This window comes from Wujia sp. (assembly GCF_056872695.1).
The window spans coordinates 363,049-380,869 of the sequence record NZ_DBMFCD010000001.1; the positions used below are offsets into that span (position 1 = coordinate 363,049).

A 17,821-nucleotide genomic window follows, 5' to 3' on the forward strand; every position below is an offset into this window, starting at 1 on the left:
GATGAATTATTTTTTATATGCAATTATATACATAGTAGTATTTTTGATGGGGATGACCATGTTTTCTTATCTGAATCTGGTTATTGAACGACTTCCGAAGAAAGAGAAGCTTACGATCCGGCATTCACATTGTAAGCAGTGTGACCATGAGCAGACATGGAAGGATGTCATTCCGGTTTTTTCCCGGATCCGTTATCAGAACCGATGCAGATATTGTGGTTCGGTACTTCCGAAACGACCGCTTATCATCGAATTGGTGGGTGGTGCATTTGCGGTGTTCGCCCTTGCTATGTATGGGATTCATCTGTCTGCATTGTTGTTCTTCCTTGTAATCTGTGATCTAATGGTGATCACAATGATCGATGCGGACACGCAGGAGATTCCGCCACAGTTGAATGTGATTTTGCTGTTGCTTGGTATCCCTGCTATCTGGGTATTGCCGGGACCAACAATCATAGAGCGGGTGATTGGACTGTTTGCAATCAGCGTGCCAATGTTTATTCTGATGTTGTTCAATGGTTTTGGCGGCGGTGACGTGAAGATGATGTTTGCGGCCGGGTTCCTGCTTGGCTGGAAGGGCGTTATCGGTGCGTTTTTTGTCGGCATTATTGTCGGCGGTGCATATGCCATTTATCTGCTTGTAAAAAAGAAGAAGGGCAGAAAAGAACAGTTTGCATTTGGTCCATTTCTGGCGTTTGGCGTGCTTGTGTCGCTGACACAGAATCTGGGAGATACCATGATTTCGATGTATATTGATTATGTGAAGAGTATGATGACTTCAACATATTAAAAGAAAAAACATGAAAGTGATAGACACAAGAAAAGAAAATCCGTATTGTGAGATGGACTTTCTAATTACAAACCGGAAATACGTTTTTGCCTGCGGATTTACAGGCGGTGTCTGAACTTGAGATAAAAAGGAGGAAACGTCCTTGGTCACTTACAAATACAGAGCGCAGGATGAGAATGGAAAGATGATTTCCGGTACGATGCAGGCAACGGATGAGCTTGATCTGCATGAGCGCTTAAAACAGGAAAATAAATATCTGATTCAGGCGAAGGCACAGGCGGATAAGAATAATACGAAACGGCTGAAGTCCAATGTTGTTTCTGATTTCGCTAAGAATATTGGCGAATTACTTGGCGCCGGTGTCACGCTTGTCAAAGCACTTCGAATCATATCCGAGGATGAATCGATCAAACCGAAGGAACGGGAAGTATATGCAGGACTTTTAAAGCAGGTGCGTTCCGGTGTACCGCTCTCGGATGCGATGCTTGCGAGTGGCGATGCATTTCCGCCATTATTCATCAATATGATAAAGAGCGCGGAAAGCAGCGGAAGCATGGATAAGATCGCACTGCAGATGTCGGTGCATTATGAGAAGGAATACCGGTTGAATCAGAAGGTCAAAAGCTCGATGACGTATCCGAAGATTCTGTGCGTACTGATCGTGGTTGTAGTGGCAATCATTATGGGTTATGTCATTCCGCAGTTTAAGGATCTTTTTTCCCAGATGGATACACTTCCGACATCGACGACGATCCTGCTAGGCATCAGTAATTTTGTGAAAAATAAGTGGTATGTCTTAATTATTGCGGCAGTTGTGTTGTATATTTTCTTTCATGTGCTTTTTGCGATACCGGGTGTGCGGTATGCAAAGGATAAGTTAGAACTGAAACTGCCGGTGATTGGGAAACTGCGTCGTGTCATTTATACCGCACGGTTTGCACGTACCTTGTCGAGCTTGTATTCGGCAGGTATTTCGATTATTAACTGTTTGCAGATTGCCCGTAACACGATCGGCAATTCATACATTGAAAAGCAGTTTGATCAGGTGATTGCGGATGTCCGGGGTGGTATGAATTTAAGTGAGAGTATTGACCGGGTAGATGGATTTACGAAGAAGCTTTCTTCGTCCATCTCTGTCGGAGAAGAGACGGGTGCGCTTGATACGATGCTCGTATCGATTGCAAACCAGATGGAATATGATTCTGAAGTAGCAATGAACAAGCTGGTTTCTTACTTAGAGCCTGCGATGATCGTCGTGATGGCGGCAGTCGTTGGATTTGTTATTATTTCCGTAATCCAGCCGATTTACGGCTCGTATGCGACGATTGCGAATTCGTACTAATTATGCCTCGGGACAACGCGGAAGCGATGTATTGAATCCGGGTATTACAGTGTAGGATCTAATCTACTATGGAAGGAGAACATATATATGAGTACAGTCATTTATCTGGCAAACCAACAGATACAAGTGATTACCGGTACTCCCGGAAATCGAAAGATTTCTGTCGCGGATTGTTATACAGAAGATGCGCCGGACGGCTGCATCATCAATGGTATGATTATGGATGCGGATGCATTTGTGAGCTTCATGCAGAATTTTTGGACGACGCATAATCTGCCGACGAAGGATGTGATCTTGGTCATTAATTCGACGAAGTTTATCGGTAAGAATATTGAGATGCCTCTGCTTAATCCAAAGAAGACGGAAGAATTTATCAACCGCGAGTTTACGGACATTAAACAGGAAGAGGATTATATTTGCGGATATTTTCCAATCGGACAGAACAAAACGACGAAGAAAATCTATGCCGAAATTATCACGACTGATTTCATTAAAGATTATGTGGACATTTTTACAGAGATTGGCGTGAAAATAAAGGCGGTTTATTCCGGAGAGAGCAGCCTGATCCGCTTGACAGCATTGACAGCAGCGCAGCAGTACAAGACATTTGTTTTGCAGATTGCAGACCGTATGACGATTACGACGATTCTCTGGGTAAATGGAGAGTTTTATTATTTTAATAGTACCCGTTGCTTCCATGATCAAGGAACCGAGGACTATGCGCAGGATATCGCACGCTCGGTCAGCCAGATCCGTCAGTTCATGCAGGCAAACCAGTTGGATTATCCGATTGAGGCAGTTTTACTTGCAGGCGTGAATCCGCAGGATCTGTCATTGTATCAGGATGCAATTTCACAGCTTGACATTTATGCACGTGTGGAAGTGTTTTCCGATACGCATGTTACGACAAACGGACTTGATATGCAGGCGCATTTCCATCCAATCAGTGGTCTTGTAACTGGAAATGCCGGTAAGCAGAATTTCCTGGAAGGGTATCATGCAGGAAAGAAAAAAGAGCAGGGACAAGGCGGTGTTGGCAAAGGGTTCCTGGCGATTTTGATCAGCCTTGCTGTGATGCTTGCCGGACTTGCAGTGTGTATTACGGTACGTACACTTAAAAAACAGGAATTGGAGAAGCTCGAAGAATATAATGAGTCTCCAACTACGATTATGGAAGTTGCACGGTATGATGTGCTTTTAGCGCAGACATCTTATCTGAATAACCAATACAATGCAATTGAGGGTGTAAATCAGAATTTATATACATATCCGGTTTGTAACAGCGAAGTCATGAACGTGGTCGATGATTGCGCGAGAGGACTTGCAACTGTTACCTTTGATTCGTTTGATGCAGATCTCGGTGTGATGACCATCACAGCGCGGGCGGATACGGTGGACAATATCAATAAATTCATCCGCAATCTGTGTGGTGTGGATATATTCAGCAATGTAGATTACACCGGGTATTCGTATGTGGAAGCCGATGAACTGTGGGATATTCATGTGACGTGTACTCTCGCAGAGTCCGCGGGCAGACATACAGATACCGATGCACAACCTGTGACAACGGATGAAATAAATTTACCGGATGCCGGCAATGCAGAATAAGGAGGGAAAAATATGAAGTTAGAAATGACACAAAAAGATAAAAACCTCCTGATCATGCTTTCGATTTTTGTAATCGTTGTCTGCATTGGATATTGGGGCATCTTCCCGGTTGTAAAGGGTATCGTGAAAACGAATAAGGAGATTGAAACGCAGAAGGAAACACAGGAAAAAAATGAGCTGAAGCTCACGCAGGTGCCGATGATGGAGGCAGATAACGAGCGGTTTTCGAACGAGATACAGGGAGTACGTGAATCATTCTTCCCAATGATGGAAAGTGCAGAAATTGATAAGTATTTCACCGAGCTTGTGTTAGGATATAACCTGTCAGCCTATGATCTGGCTATCCAGATGCCAAAGGAAGAAACTGCTTTGAATCCATATGTATATTCAAAACGTGCAGCAGAGCTTGCAGCACAGGAGGAAACAGAGACAACAGAGGTACCACAGGGTGCCAAGGCGGAACGTGCGGAAATTGAGGCAGCCGAGGAGAGTGGCGGTATGTCGACGGACAATATGTCAGATTTGATTCCAATGCCGGATGAGAAAGTGACAACAGGAATTTACAATGCAACGATAACTCTGCGCCTTGGCGGAAAAGAAAGTGATCTGCTCCGGTTGATCGAGGATCTTTCGAACAGTGATAAGAAAATCCGTGTATGCAATTATTCCTGGTCTGAGGAACGCAGTATCACGAATCTGACGGAAGAAGGGGAGTATGATCTCAAGACCGAGCGCGTTTTGACATTGACTCTGGAGGTCTATATGTACGAGGAGGTGCCAGACGATGGAAATGCGCAGTAATAAAAATATCCGAATCGGTGATGTATTGCAGGAACTTGGCTACATCAACGAAGATCAGATTAATCAGGCAGTTGCCTATCAGAAGGAAAACAAAGGTGTCCGTCTTGGTGCGGCGCTGATTGCACTTGGATTTATCACCGAGAAACAGATGCTGGAAGCGCTTGGTAAGCGACTGAATTATGACGTTGTCAATATCTCGGATCTGTCGGTGGATGTGAAGGCGGTGGAGATGATTCCGCGTGTTCTTGCCGAGAAATACAATATGATGGGATACAAGGTAGAGGATACCATGTATTATCTCCTTGTAGACGATCCGCTGAATTTCTATGGTATTGAGGATATTCGTCAGATTGTTGGACGGGAAGTACATATTTCCCTGTGTGAGAAGGCACCTCTGGAAAATTCGATACAGTATTATTATTCAGAGGTATCTGCAAGACAGGCAGCGCAGAAAGCGTCTGCAAATACAACGCAGACGAGTGAGGTTATGGAGATCAGTGTGGAGGATGGCGATGATGATACGCCAATCATCAACCTGTTTAACAGCCTGCTTGTCCGTGCCTATAACTCCAATGCATCCGATATCCATATCGAACCATTTGAGAACCATACAAGTGTGCGTATGCGTATGGATGGTGTTATCTGTGACTTCATGACATTGCAGAAGAATATTCACAATTCCCTGCTGGCGCGTATCAAGATTCTTGGTGATCTGGATATTGCAGAGCGAAGAATCCCGCAGGATGGACATTTTCGTATCAATATTGAAGGTGTGAACCTGAATGTCCGTGTATCTGTGATTCCAACTGTATTCGGTGAAAAAGCAGTTTTGCGACTTCTTGCGTCGGCAGGTTCGATCGATCATATGGGAACCTTCGGTATGACGGAACGTAATTACAAGCTTGTAATGCGGATGCTGCAGTCACCAAACGGAATCATTTACCTGACCGGACCAACTGGTTCCGGTAAATCAACGACGTTGTATATGATTCTGGAGGAGCTTGCAAAACGTAGTGTAAATATCTCGACGATAGAAGATCCGGTTGAGAAGAATGTGGCGAAGCTCAATCAGATGCAGGTAAATAACACTGCAGGACTGACCTTTGAGGTCGGACTTTGTGCCCTGCTTCGACAGGACCCGGATATTATCATGGTTGGTGAGACACGTGATGCAGAGACGGCATCAATCTCTGTCCGTGCCGCAATCACCGGACATTTGGTACTTTCTACGTTACATACGAATGATGCGGCTTCTTCGGTTGTCCGACTGGCAGATATGGGAGTGGAACCGTATATGATTGCCAGCTCTCTTGTTGGAATTGTTGCACAGCGACTTGTGCGTAAGGTGTGTCCGTTCTGTGGTGAATGGGGACCGATGACCGAGCAGGAGGAAGCGATCGCAGGTGTTCATTTTCCGCAGATCAAACATGCCAAGGGCTGCAGACAGTGTAACAACACAGGTTATAAAGGACGTATTTCGATTCATGAGATTCTGATGATCGACAAGAGAGTGCGCGAGATGATTACGAATGGGGCTTCTGTTGAGGATATCAAGGATTATGCCGTACAGGAACAGGGGATGAGTACCTTAAAGAAGAGCGCACTCGAGCTTGTGGAAAATGGTACGACGACCGTGGATGAACTGCTTCGCGTATCTTATTATGAGTAGGATGAGAAAAGCAAGCGAGGAAACCCATCCTGGAAGCTGACAGCAAGTAGAAGAAAAAATAAGTAAGAATTATGATAAAAAAATCATAATAAAAAGATAAAAAAATACGAGAGGAGGTCGATATATATGATGATAGATCAGATGATTATGGAAGCGCGTTCGATGGGATGCTCGGATATTCATATCACAGTTGGCATGCCGCTTATGTATCGAATCAACGGTCGCTTGCAGAATGCACCGACCAATCCAAGCGACGGAGAAATCATTGCGATGCTTGCAGAGCTTCTGACCGATGAACAGCGGGAGAATCTCGAGCGGGGCATAGATGCGGATTTTGCGATTCGTACCCCGGATGGCAATCGGCAACGTGTGAATGTATTTAAGCAGGATGGCAAGATGGCGGCGACAATCCGTCTCCTGAATTCTTCGATTCCGTCGATGGAGATGCTTGGACTTCCAAGCGTGCTTCGGGAACTGGCAGATAAGCCGCGTGGTATGATTCTTGTGACAGGACCAACCGGTTCCGGTAAATCAACCACACTTGCTTCCATGATTGATTATATCAATGCAAATCGCCCGGAACATATCATTACGATTGAAGATCCGGTTGAGTATGTATACGACAGAAAGATGGCACTCATCCACCAGAGAGAGGTTGGCAGAGATGTCACAAACTTCGCATCTGCACTTCGAAGTGCACTCCGTGAAGATCCGGATATTATTCTGGTAGGAGAGATGCGTGATTACGAGACAATCTCAGCAGCACTGACCGCTGCAGAGACTGGACATCTGGTTATGTCCACCCTGCATACGACAGGCGCGGCGCAGACGATTGACCGTATCATTGATGCCTGTCCGGCAGGTATGCAGAATCAGGTACGGACACAGCTTGCAAGTGTTTTAAATGGAGTTATAACCCAGTGTCTGATTCCAAATGCACGTGGGAATGGACGAGTTGTAGCAACAGAAATCTTAGTTGGTACGGATGCGGTATGTAACCAGATCCGCGAGAACAAATGCCACCAGCTCGGTTCTCTGATGCAGTCCGGTTCATCCGTTGGCATGCATACATTAAATGGTGATTTGTCTCGTCTGGTTCAAAGCGGTATGATCAATCGCCAGATGGCTTACAAATATTCAAATGATGTCGCAGAACTCGACCAGTATCTGTAGTAAGGGTTGAGAAACCTACTATATGCTGAATATTGTAGGTGTAGAGAAGAAGCACTAATACAATATAATTTGGATGGTAAAAAATACCATGAAAAAATCCCTTGAAAAAGGGAGAAAAAAGTTGATAGCAATAGCAAATTTTGCTATGCTTTATAAAGATTTTTCATATCAAAAAACAAAAGGACTAAGGAGGAAATGATTATGAAAAAGATGAAAGAAAACAAAGGTTTTACTTTGGTAGAGCTGATTGTTGTTATCGTAATTCTCGCAATTTTGGCAGCAATCCTCGTACCAGCATTGCTTGGTTATATTGACAAGGCAAAGGGACAGCAGATTGTATTGAATGGCAAGAGCGTTATGACAGCAGCTCAGACAGAACTTTCCAGTGCATATGCAAAGGGAAAGGCTCCAACATCTATTGATGCAGCAGAAATTCTTAAAGTTGCTGATGTAGAAGGTACTTGTACGAATTTTGAAATCAGAGTTGGTGGAACAATTGCTGACGGAGCAGTAAATACAAACCATGCAGCATATACAGTATATGGTGTGAAGTATACAGAAAATGGTAAGACAATTTACTATGCATCAGATGGTTCTTCTGCAAGCTGGGATGCAACAGCGGATGAGTATGCAGCAGCGGGTACAGATGTAGCTAAATCATACACAAAGTAATAAGCAGTTTTATAAAACGCTCCGGAAATATCCGGGGCGTTTTTTGTATTATGTGAAAATCCATCCATTTTCATTTTAAAGTAAAAGTAAATAGATGGAAGATATGGAGCGTATTCAGAAAAAATATGGATGTTTTTGGAGTTTGTTTTACGAAAACAATATGAAGAAATATGAATTTTTCATATTCTGGTTGCTGGAGAGGTAAAGAAAGTGGAAAAAACAATCCAAAAGCTTATCATGCAGTTTCAGAACGAAAACTGGGCGTGTGAACAGAAAAGTAAGCGGGAAAACCCATAGCGTGGGCGTGGAAGCAGAAAAGCAAGCAAAGAATCACAAAAAACACAAGCAAAAAATCCTACATTTCATCCATTCCCATCTTGAAGCAAAAGGAAATAGATGGTATAATCTTAAAGATTGCATGAAGACAAAACCGAGACAACTGAAAAAATCATTTTCTGCTATAAAATAAAATGCAAAACACATATGGCAATACGAGAATAACCGGAATCATGAATATGGATTATCTGTACATGTTTGCCAGATACAGAAAGTGGCGTTTTCAGTCGTTTCGGAGTCTGATTGCAGGAAAAAATATTTCAAGGAGAATTTATTATGTACAAGAAGTTTGAGATGGAACTTGCCGGAAGAACCTTGCGTGTCGATGTAGGCAGAGTTGCAAAGCAGGCAAACGGTGCAGCTTTGATGCACTACGGAGATACAGTTGTACTTTCTACAGCAACTGCATCAGAAAAACCAAGAGATGGTATCGATTTCTTCCCACTTTCAGTTGAGTATGAGGAGAAGATGTACTCTGTCGGAAAGATCCCTGGAGGATTCAACAAGCGTGAGGGTAAGGCAAGCGAGAACGCAATCCTTACATCCCGTGTTATCGACCGTCCGATGAGACCATTGTTCCCAAAGGATTATAGAAATGATGTTACACTGAACAACATGGTTATGTCTGTAGATCCAGAGTGTTCTCCAGAGCTGACTGCTATGCTTGGTTCCGCCATTGCAACAGCAATTTCTGATATCCCGTTTGATGGTCCATGTGCAACAACACAGGTTGGTATGATCAACGGCGAGCTGATTTTTAATCCAAATTCTACACAGAATCTGGAGTCAGATCTGAAGCTTACGGTTGCATCTACAAGAGATAAGGTTATCATGATCGAGGCTGGTGCAAATGAAGTGCCGGAGGCAAAGATGATCGAAGCAATTTATGCAGCCCATGAGTTAAACCAGAAGGTAATCGCATTTATCGATAAGATCGTAGCTGAGTGTGGTAAGCCAAAGCATTCTTATACAAGCTGTGCAGTTCCGGAAGAACTGTTTGAGGCAATCAAGGAGCTTGTTCCACCTGCAGCAATGGAAGAGGCAGTCTTCACAGACGAGAAGCAGGTACGTGAGGAGAACATCCGTCAGATCAAGGAGAAGCTTGAAGAGGCATTTGCAGATAAGGAAGACTGGCTGGCAGTTCTTGATGAGGCTGTTTACCAGTACCAGAAGAAGACAGTTCGTAAGATGATTCTGAAGGATCACAAGCGTCCGGATGGCAGACAGATCACACAGATCCGTCCACTTTCAGCTGAGGTTGATATCATTCCTAGAGTCCATGGTTCTGCTATGTTCACAAGAGGACAGACACAGATCTGTAACGTAGTAACACTGGCTCCGCTTTCTGAGGCTCAGAAGTTAGATGGCCTTGACACAAATGTTACAACGAAGAGATATATGCATCACTACAACTTCCCATCATACTCTGTTGGTGAGACAAAGCCATCCAGAGGACCAGGACGTCGTGAGATCGGACATGGTGCACTTGCTGAGCGTGCGCTCATTCCTGTACTTCCAAGTGAGGACGAATTCCCATATGCAATTCGTTCCGTATCTGAGACATTTGAGTCAAACGGTTCAACATCCATGGCTTCCACATGTGCATCTTGTATGTCACTCATGGCTGCCGGTGTTCCAATCAAGAAGATGGTAGCAGGTATTTCCTGTGGTCTTGTAACCGGTGAGACAGATGATGATTATGTATTGCTTACAGATATTCAGGGACTCGAAGATTTCTTCGGCGATATGGACTTCAAGGTAACAGGTACAACCGAAGGTATCACAGCAATCCAGATGGATATCAAGATTCATGGTCTGACACGTCCAATCGTAGAGGGCGCAATCGCAAGATGTCGTGAGGCAAGACTCTTCATCATGGATACATGTATGAAGCCGGCTATCGCTGCTCCAAGAGATCACGTTGGCGAGCTTGCTCCGAAGATCATCCAGACAAAGGTTGATCCAGAGAAGATCGGTGAGATCATCGGACAGAGAGGAAAGACAATCAACGCAATTATCGAGGAGACAGGCGTTAAGATCGATATCGATGATGATGGAAATGTATTTATCTGCGGCGTTGAGCAGGCAGGCATGGACAAGGCGTTGAAGATCATCCGTTCTATCGTAGATCCAATCGAGGTTGGTAAGACTTACGAAGGTAAGGTTGTTCGTATCATGAACTTCGGTGCATTCGTAGAGCTGTCACCAAACAAGGATGGACTGATCCACATCTCGAAGCTGGCAGATCACCGTGTAGAGAAGGTAGAGGATGTCGTAAATATCGGCGATGTAGTTAAGGTTAAGGTTCTTGAAGTTGACCGCATGGGGAAGATCAGCCTGAGCCTGAAGGACGCTGAGCAGTAAATCAATATAATAAACGCACGAAATGTGTGTATGTCTTCACGTGAAAGTGAAGTAACATAGAAATTACGTTGTGCATAATTGCCATCTCTGACATAAGCAAGTTTCATGGATGGTATATTATGCATAACTTATATACGCCGGAATCTATGTGAGGATATAGAAACAGCGTGAAACAACCATGTAAGCGATGTAATATAGCATATAAACCGGAATATATGTAAGTATGATAGGCATAGCATAAAACAATTTTGACTGAAAAATATTTAGGGAGGGTACCTCATGAGATACGGATACTTTGATGAGGCAAATAAGGAATATGTGATTGACAGACCGGATACACCGGCACCTTGGGCGAACTACCTTGGTTCTCCGGAATACGGCGCAATCATTTCCAACAATGCCGGTGGATACAGCTTTGTAAAGTCTGGTGCAAACGGAAGAATTCTTCGATATATCTTCAATAGCTTTGACCAGCCGGGCAGATATATCTATCTGCGTGACAATGACAGCAAGGATTATTGGTCAGCTTCCTGGCAGCCGGTAGGAAAAGATTTGGACAGTTACAAGAGTGAGTGTCACCATGGCACAGGCTATACGTATATGAATGCAGAATATGCGGGTATCAAGAGCTCTGTGCTTTACTATGTACCACTTGATAAGACACATGAGGTATGGAAGCTGAAGGTTACGAATGATTCGGACAAGCCACGTAACCTGTCCGTCTTTGGTTACTGTGAATTTACGAATGACAACAACTATGAGCAGGATCAGGTCAATCTGCAGTATACACTCTTTATCACAAGAACGTATTTTATGGGAAACCGCATTAAGCAGGTAATCAATGAGAACGTGAATAAGGGTGCAGCCATCAACGGAAGTGTTGCATTTACAAGATTCTTTGGCTTAGCTGGCGCAGAGGTTGCAAGCTATGCCGGAGATAAGGAAGCGTTTCTTGGCAGATATCATGGCTATGGCAATCCAGTCGGTGTAGAAAACGGCGATTGCGGAAATAGTCTCAATTATAACAGTAACGCCTGTGGCGCTTTGGAGACTAAGATCACACTCGCACCGGGCGAGAGTAAGGAGATTGCTTTTGTGCTCGGCATGAAGAATGATGCAGAGACAGAAGCAGTGATGAACAGCTATGCAGATGTGCATGCACAGAGTGAAGCAGAGCTTGCAGAGTTGAAGGAATACTGGCATAGTAAGCTGTCTCATTTCCAGGTAAAGACACCAAGTGAGTCATTCAATGCGATGATCAATACATGGAATGCATATCAGTGTTTCATGACATTTATCTGGTCAAGAGCCGCATCGTTCTCTTACTGTGGTCTTCGAAATGGATACGGATACCGTGATACCGTACAGGATATCCAGGGTGTGATCCACTTAGCACCGGAGATGGCGTTAGATAAGATCCGTTTTATGTTGTCTGCACAGGTAGACAATGGCGGCGGACTTCCACTTGTAAAGTTTGATCACAATGCAGGGCATGAGGATACACCGGATGATGAGTCTTATGTACGCGCAACCGGACATCCGGCATATCGTGCAGATGATGCATTGTGGCTGTTTCCAACGGTTTATAAGTATATTGCAGAGTCTGGAAATACAGACTTTATTGATGAAGTAATCCTGTTCGCAAATGGCGGAGAGGGTACGGTATATGAGCATTTGAAGCGTGCAATTGATTTCTCTATGAATCACCTTGGAAATAATCGTATGCCGGCAGGTCTGCATGCAGACTGGAACGACTGCTTACGTCTTGGCAAGCAGGGTGAGTCCACATTTGTAGCAATGCAGCTTTACTATGCGATGAGTGTACTCCGCATCTTTGCAGAACAGAAAAAAGATACAGATTATATCGCATATCTGGACAAGATCCAGAAGGAACTTGGCGATATTATCCAGACAAAGTGCTGGGAAGATGACCGTTACATCCGTGGATACAAGGAAGACGGCATGATCATCGGTTCCAAGCATGATCCGGAGGCAAATATGTGGCTGAATCCACAGTCATGGGCAGTCATCAGTGGTCTTGCCACAAAGGATCAGGCGGAGAAAGCACTCGAGTCTGTACACAGAGAATTGAATACACCATATGGCGTACGTCTGATGGCACCATCCTATGTCGATCATGCGTTTGAGGGAGCATTGATGCTTCTGTTCAATCCATCGACTAAGGAAAATGGTGGTATCTTCTCACAGCCACAGGGTTGGATTATCCTGGCAGAATCCCTGATGGGACACGGAAACCGTGCATTTGAATATTTCACAGAGAGCTCACCTGCATCCATGAATGACAAGGCAGAGATCAGAAAGCTGGAGCCATATTGCCACGGACAGTTCACAGAGAGTTCGGAAAGCCCATTCGAGGGCAGAGCGCATGTACACTGGCTGACAGGTACCGCTTCAACGGTTATGGTTGGATGTGTCGAGGGTATCCTTGGTATGCGTCCGGACTTTGATGGACTTCGTATCGCACCATCGGTTCCATCTGACTGGAAGGAATTCGAGATCAACAAGGACTTCCGTGGAAAGAAGCTTCATATCGTTGTGAAGAATCCAAATGGCGCAGAGAGCGGTTATACAAGTCTTGTTGTAAATGGCAAGGAAATGACGGATAACTACATTGCGGCAAGTGAACTTGCAGATGTCAATGAGATTATCCTTACAATGTAAGTGCTTAGACAAACATACGCAAATATAGAAGAAACTATGTGATATGGTGGGTAGATTCTGTACCCACCATATTTTTCTATAGGCATAACAGAATTTATGAAACATGCAGGGCGTGTGTAAAAAGTGAGGTGAATGACACATGAATACGAAACGGTCTTTTCAAATCAAAAAGTTTATTGGCAATCGTGCCTTTTATAAGCGATATCTGATGCTTGCTTTGCCGATGATTTTACAGAATGCGATTACGAATCTGGTCAGCTTTTTGGATAATATTATGGTTGGGCAGCTTGGAACCGAGCAAATGTCCGGTGTAGCGATTGTGAATCAGTTGATTTTTGTATATAATCTGGCAATTTTTGGTGCGGCATCGGCGGCAAGTATTTTTGGCGCACAGTATTTTGGAAAAGGAAACCATAAAGGACATATGTATTCATTCCGATTCAAGCTGTATGCAACGATGTTTGTGACAATACTTGCAATTATGTTATTTGTCACGAATGGTGAGAATCTGATATCCTTATATCTTACGGATACAGCTGGAACCGGTGCGACAGATGTTGCGTTACGATATGGAAAACAGTATCTGTCCATCATGCTGATCGGTCTGGTTCCTTTTGCGGTTACACAGTCGTATGCGACAAATATCAAGGAAACCGGACAGACATTTGTACCGATGGCTGCAAGCTTCGTGGCAGTTGGAAGCAATGCAGTGCTGGATTATCTTTTGATATTTGGAATTGGACCATTTCCGAAGCTTGGCGTTATGGGTGCAGCACTTGCAACGATACTGGCGCGTTATATAGAAGCTGCGATTATTGTAATCTGGGCACATACCCATAAAGAAAAGAACAAGTATCTGGCTGGTGCATACCGGGGAATTGGCATGCCAATGAACGAATTCAAAGCAATTTTGATCAAGGGATTTCCACTTATGTTGAATGAACTTCTCTGGGCGGCGGGGATGACAGCAGTGACGCAGTGCTATTCGGTGCGTGGACTCGAGGTGGTTGCCGGACTAAACATCGCAACGACGATTACGAATTTGTTTAATATTGTGTATATTCAGCTTGGTGCATGTATCAGTATCATTGTAGGACAGTATCTGGGAGCCGGTGAGCTGGAACAGGCGAAGGATGCGGATAATAAGATGATCGTGTTCAGTGTATTTTGCTGTATACTTGTAGCAGCGGTAATGTTTGTAGTTGGCAGGTTTTTCCCGCATATCTATAATACAACCGATGAAATCAAGAAGCTTGCTACAGCGTTCATGAGTATATCTGCGCTTTTGATGCCGATTTGTTCCATGAGCCATACCTTCTACTTTACCTTACGGTCGGGCGGTAAGACATTGGTTACATTCCTGTTTGATTCCGTGTTCACATGGGTCATTGTTGTTCCGTGTGCGTATGTGCTTGCACATTTTACGGGACTTGGAATTGTGAGTGTGTATTTTTTCGTGCAGGCGACGGAATTAATCAAAGCGACGATTGGTTATTTTATGGTGAAGAGCAATGTCTGGCTGGTGCAGATGGTATAATTACAGTCCATGTATAATAAAATATATATAAAAAAAGAGGCATTCCCTATCTGCGTTGTTTGGGAACGTCTCTTTTTGTGTTATAGCCATTTGCGGATTTCATATCCTACATGTTATTCGAAGCACTTACGATCATCGGTAAGATCTGCTTTTTTCTGGAGACAACGCCCGGCAGGTTGATGCTGCCGCCGGATACTTCATCAAGCTTGAACGCTTTTTCAAGCAGCTCTTCGGAGTTTTTTCCATAGTATAAAAGTTCGGTGCTTTCTTTGAAGATGTTTGTCAGCATGAAGAAGAGCATATCAGCTTCATTTTGGTTATAGATACTTTCCATATATTTCAGGATTCGTGGTTTGACTGCATCTAACATTGTAGAGTTGAATGCAGTAATCTGTCCGATGCCGAACTTTAGGTTTTCCGAAGAGAATACCTTGTAATCCTGATAGAAGATTTCCTCGTCTGTCTCGTTCATCAGCTTGCTTCCGGCGTTAAACATGGCAATGGCATACGCTTCAATGTCAATGTTCGCGATTTTTGCAAGCGTCCGGCATGTGTGCTCATCCATCTGCGTGCAGGTCGGAGAACGGAACATCAAAGTATCGGAGATGATCGCAGAACATAACAATCCGGCAATCTGCTTCGGAATCTCGATATGGTTTTCTTCAAACATCTGGTAGATGATCGTTGCGGTACAGCCAAGTGGCTGATTGCGGAAATAAACCGGATTCATTGTCTGCAGTCCACCAAGTCTGTGGTGATCGATGATTTCAAGAAGCTGGACCTCTTCGATACCGTCAACTGCCTGCGCGTGTTCATTGTGGTCAACTAAGATAACCTTCTTCGGGTTCGCATTCAAATAATTTCGCTGGGAAATTAGTCCCACGTATTTTCCGTATTCATTTAGGACAGGATAGTACTGGTGGCGTTTGCCCGCCATCACGGTACGGATATCCCGGATATAATCCTCGGTCGAGAACGTGATCAGGTTATCCTTCTTCATGAAGTAACGGATTGGGATACTCTGGTTGATCAGACGTGCTGCTGTGTACGTATCATATGGGGTGCGGATGATCGAACATCTGTGATCCTCGGCAAGCTTCGTGATCGTCTTCGATACGACTGCGCCATCGCAGATGATGATGCACTGTGCATCCATTTCAATCGCGCAAAGCTGTGATTCGTAACGGTTACCAAGGATAACGATATCTCCCTGTTCGATATAATTTTCCATCATGTCCGGATTGGCAGCCGATATCAGAACCTTTCCGGTATGTACATAATCCTTCTCATCTCCGACAATCAGATCGGCAGAGAGCGTGTTGATAATATTTTTATATGGGGTGTGTGCAGATGCGATGACACGGTTGTCGTAGACTTCCATGTAAGTCATGGCGATGTCACGCACGGTGATCAATCCGGTCAGGTTGCCGTTTTCATCCACCGAGGGAAGGGTGGTTGCACCGGATTCACTTAAGATTTCCCATGCATTTTTGATGGAAATCTCCCCATCGACGCCGTCGATATGACGATATTCCACATCCTTTACCTGTGTGGAAACATTCTCCATATATTCCGGTACAGCGGCGGAAAATGCATTCAATACGTATTTTGTCTCAGAGTTTATCTCGCCGGCACGCATCGGTACATAATCGTCTCCGGTAATCTGCCGTTTCAGATAAGCATAGCAAATGGAAGAACAGATGGAGTCAGTATCCGGATTTTTGTGTCCGATGACATATACTTTATCTTTGCTTTGTGTTTCCATTCATCAAACCTCCGTAATTCTTGTAAAGTCAATAAAATCTGTTTTGCGTTGCTATTATAGTTTCCGTAATTATAAAAGTCAAACAAAATGTACATAATATCTGTGAGAAATGTATGAAAAATGCGAACAGGATATGTGAAATGATTTGCATTCCAGACAATAATATCAGAAGACGGAGGCGGAAATTATGATGCAGGAAAACGAAAAAATGCCAATACACGCGAAAAACAGGGGCACAAACAAAGACGAAACACCGATTGATACACAGATGCAGGGTATCACGGAGAAACGGTCCGGAAAGGATATAGATCCGAATGAAAAACAAGGGAGCTTGATTACGGATTATGGACAGATTACCTTGTCCAAAAACCGGTATCATCACCGGATTCATCTGTTGAATATTATTGGGGAAATCGAGGGACATGAGAACCTCGGTGCTTCTTCGAAGACAAGCAAATATGAGCATATCCTGCCACAGCTTGCAGCAGTGGAGGATGACGAGGATATCGACGGACTGATGGTGCTTTTGAATACGGTAGGCGGGGATGTCGAGGCGGGACTTGCCATTGCAGAGATGATCGCATCTTTGAGTAAGCCGAAGGTATGTCTCGTGCTTGGCGGCGGACATTCCATCGGTGTGCCGCTGGCGGTGTCGGGTGATGTAACATTTATTGTTCCCTCAGCAACCATGGTCGTACATCCGATCCGGATGAATGGAACCGTGCTTGGCGTGACGCAGAATTACGAGTATATCGAGCGGATGCAGGACCGGATCATTGAATTTACGTCGAATCATTGCTCTATCAAGGAAGAAGAGCTGCGTGAAATCATGTTCAATACGAAGGAACTGACGAAGGACATCGGTTCGGTGTTAGTTGGCAGGCAGGCGGTTGAGGCTGGGATTATCGACCGGATGGGCGGCATTCATACTGCAATGAATTGTTTATATGACTTGATAAATGCAAAGAAAAATAGTAAAATGGTACAGTATGAGCATTTAAACTGACATAAATATGCCCGTGTGGCAGTTTGTAAATGGATACGGACTGCCATATGGGAGATTATATTGGGAAAAATGTCTA

12 protein-coding genes are annotated in these 17,821 nt (G+C 44.1%); 11 read left to right on the forward strand and 1 reads right to left on the reverse strand.

Annotated elements, in window-relative coordinates:
* Position 1: 1 nt before the first annotated feature.
* The 10 genes from ACZQK9_RS01645 to ACZQK9_RS01690 all read left to right on the forward strand — a co-directional run bounded on the left by ACZQK9_RS01645 (position 2) and on the right by ACZQK9_RS01690 (position 14,974).
* Positions 2 to 790 (forward strand): prepilin peptidase, encoded by a 789-nt coding sequence (locus tag ACZQK9_RS01645; protein WP_216506777.1) that lies wholly within the window; start codon positions 2 to 4, stop codon positions 788 to 790.
* 142 nt (positions 791 to 932) lie between these two features.
* A complete protein-coding gene (locus ACZQK9_RS01650; protein ID WP_178016687.1) occupies positions 933 to 2,132 on the forward strand; it encodes a type II secretion system F family protein in 1,200 nt (399 codons plus the stop codon).
* A gap of 87 nt (positions 2,133 to 2,219) precedes the next feature.
* Positions 2,220 to 3,740 carry a hypothetical protein gene (locus tag ACZQK9_RS01655; protein ID WP_483269407.1) on the forward strand — a complete coding sequence of 507 codons (1,521 nt, stop codon included), beginning with the start codon at positions 2,220 to 2,222 and terminating at the stop codon, positions 3,738 to 3,740.
* A 12-nt stretch (positions 3,741 to 3,752) separates the two neighbouring features.
* Positions 3,753 to 4,541, forward strand: a complete 789-nt coding sequence (locus ACZQK9_RS01660) for a hypothetical protein (protein WP_483269408.1) — start codon at positions 3,753 to 3,755, stop codon at positions 4,539 to 4,541.
* Entirely contained in the window at positions 4,525 to 6,210 is a 1,686-nt protein-coding gene (locus ACZQK9_RS01665) for a GspE/PulE family protein (protein WP_483269409.1), read from the forward strand. The genes ACZQK9_RS01660 and ACZQK9_RS01665 overlap by 17 nt, the downstream gene beginning before the upstream one ends.
* Before the next feature lie 96 nt (positions 6,211 to 6,306).
* Entirely contained in the window at positions 6,307 to 7,383 is a 1,077-nt protein-coding gene (locus ACZQK9_RS01670) for a type IV pilus twitching motility protein PilT (RefSeq protein ID WP_483269518.1), read from the forward strand.
* Positions 7,384 to 7,584: 201 nt separating this feature from the next.
* The gene (locus tag ACZQK9_RS01675) at positions 7,585 to 8,055 is read left to right on the forward strand and encodes a type II secretion system protein (protein ID WP_483269410.1); all 471 of its coding nucleotides are present in this window, start codon (positions 7,585 to 7,587) and stop codon (positions 8,053 to 8,055) included.
* 612 nt (positions 8,056 to 8,667) lie between these two features.
* Positions 8,668 to 10,755 (forward strand): polyribonucleotide nucleotidyltransferase, encoded by a 2,088-nt coding sequence (locus tag ACZQK9_RS01680; protein WP_216506769.1) that lies wholly within the window; start codon positions 8,668 to 8,670, stop codon positions 10,753 to 10,755.
* A 279-nt stretch (positions 10,756 to 11,034) separates the two neighbouring features.
* Positions 11,035 to 13,437 (forward strand): glycoside hydrolase family 94 protein, encoded by a 2,403-nt coding sequence (locus ACZQK9_RS01685; protein WP_216506768.1) that lies wholly within the window; start codon positions 11,035 to 11,037, stop codon positions 13,435 to 13,437.
* A gap of 139 nt (positions 13,438 to 13,576) precedes the next feature.
* Positions 13,577 to 14,974 (forward strand): MATE family efflux transporter, encoded by a 1,398-nt coding sequence (locus tag ACZQK9_RS01690; protein WP_483269411.1) that lies wholly within the window; start codon positions 13,577 to 13,579, stop codon positions 14,972 to 14,974.
* 106 nt (positions 14,975 to 15,080) lie between these two features.
* Here the strand turns inward: ACZQK9_RS01690 and ACZQK9_RS01695 are convergent, their stop codons facing one another.
* Positions 15,081 to 16,739, reverse strand: a complete 1,659-nt coding sequence (locus ACZQK9_RS01695; protein ID WP_216506766.1) for a putative manganese-dependent inorganic diphosphatase — start codon at positions 16,737 to 16,739, stop codon at positions 15,081 to 15,083.
* A 190-nt stretch (positions 16,740 to 16,929) separates the two neighbouring features.
* Here ACZQK9_RS01695 and ACZQK9_RS01700 point away from each other — a divergent pair, with 190 nt between their 5' ends.
* On the forward strand, positions 16,930 to 17,745 hold the full coding sequence (locus tag ACZQK9_RS01700) for a ClpP family protease (protein ID WP_483269519.1): 816 nt from the start codon (positions 16,930 to 16,932) through the stop codon (positions 17,743 to 17,745).
* The last annotated feature ends 76 nt before the right edge of the window (positions 17,746 to 17,821 follow it).

What these genes read in the sequence shown, in the direction of transcription:
- ACZQK9_RS01645 (WP_216506777.1), top strand. Translation starts at nt 2, where the DNA reads ATGAATTATTTTTTATATGCAATTATATACATAGTAGTATTTTTGATG.
- ACZQK9_RS01655 (WP_483269407.1), top strand. Translation starts at nt 2,220, where the DNA reads ATGAGTACAGTCATTTATCTGGCAAACCAACAGATACAAGTGATTACC.
- ACZQK9_RS01660 (WP_483269408.1), top strand. Translation starts at nt 3,753, where the DNA reads ATGAAGTTAGAAATGACACAAAAAGATAAAAACCTCCTGATCATGCTT.
- ACZQK9_RS01665 (WP_483269409.1), top strand. Translation starts at nt 4,525, where the DNA reads ATGGAAATGCGCAGTAATAAAAATATCCGAATCGGTGATGTATTGCAG.
- ACZQK9_RS01675 (WP_483269410.1), top strand. Translation starts at nt 7,585, where the DNA reads ATGAAAAAGATGAAAGAAAACAAAGGTTTTACTTTGGTAGAGCTGATT.
- ACZQK9_RS01680 (WP_216506769.1), top strand. Translation starts at nt 8,668, where the DNA reads ATGTACAAGAAGTTTGAGATGGAACTTGCCGGAAGAACCTTGCGTGTC.
- ACZQK9_RS01685 (WP_216506768.1), top strand. Translation starts at nt 11,035, where the DNA reads ATGAGATACGGATACTTTGATGAGGCAAATAAGGAATATGTGATTGAC.
- ACZQK9_RS01690 (WP_483269411.1), top strand. Translation starts at nt 13,577, where the DNA reads ATGAATACGAAACGGTCTTTTCAAATCAAAAAGTTTATTGGCAATCGT.
- ACZQK9_RS01695 (WP_216506766.1), bottom strand. Translation starts at nt 16,739, where the DNA reads ATGGAAACACAAAGCAAAGATAAAGTATATGTCATCGGACACAAAAAT.
- ACZQK9_RS01700 (WP_483269519.1), top strand. Translation starts at nt 16,930, where the DNA reads ATGCAGGAAAACGAAAAAATGCCAATACACGCGAAAAACAGGGGCACA.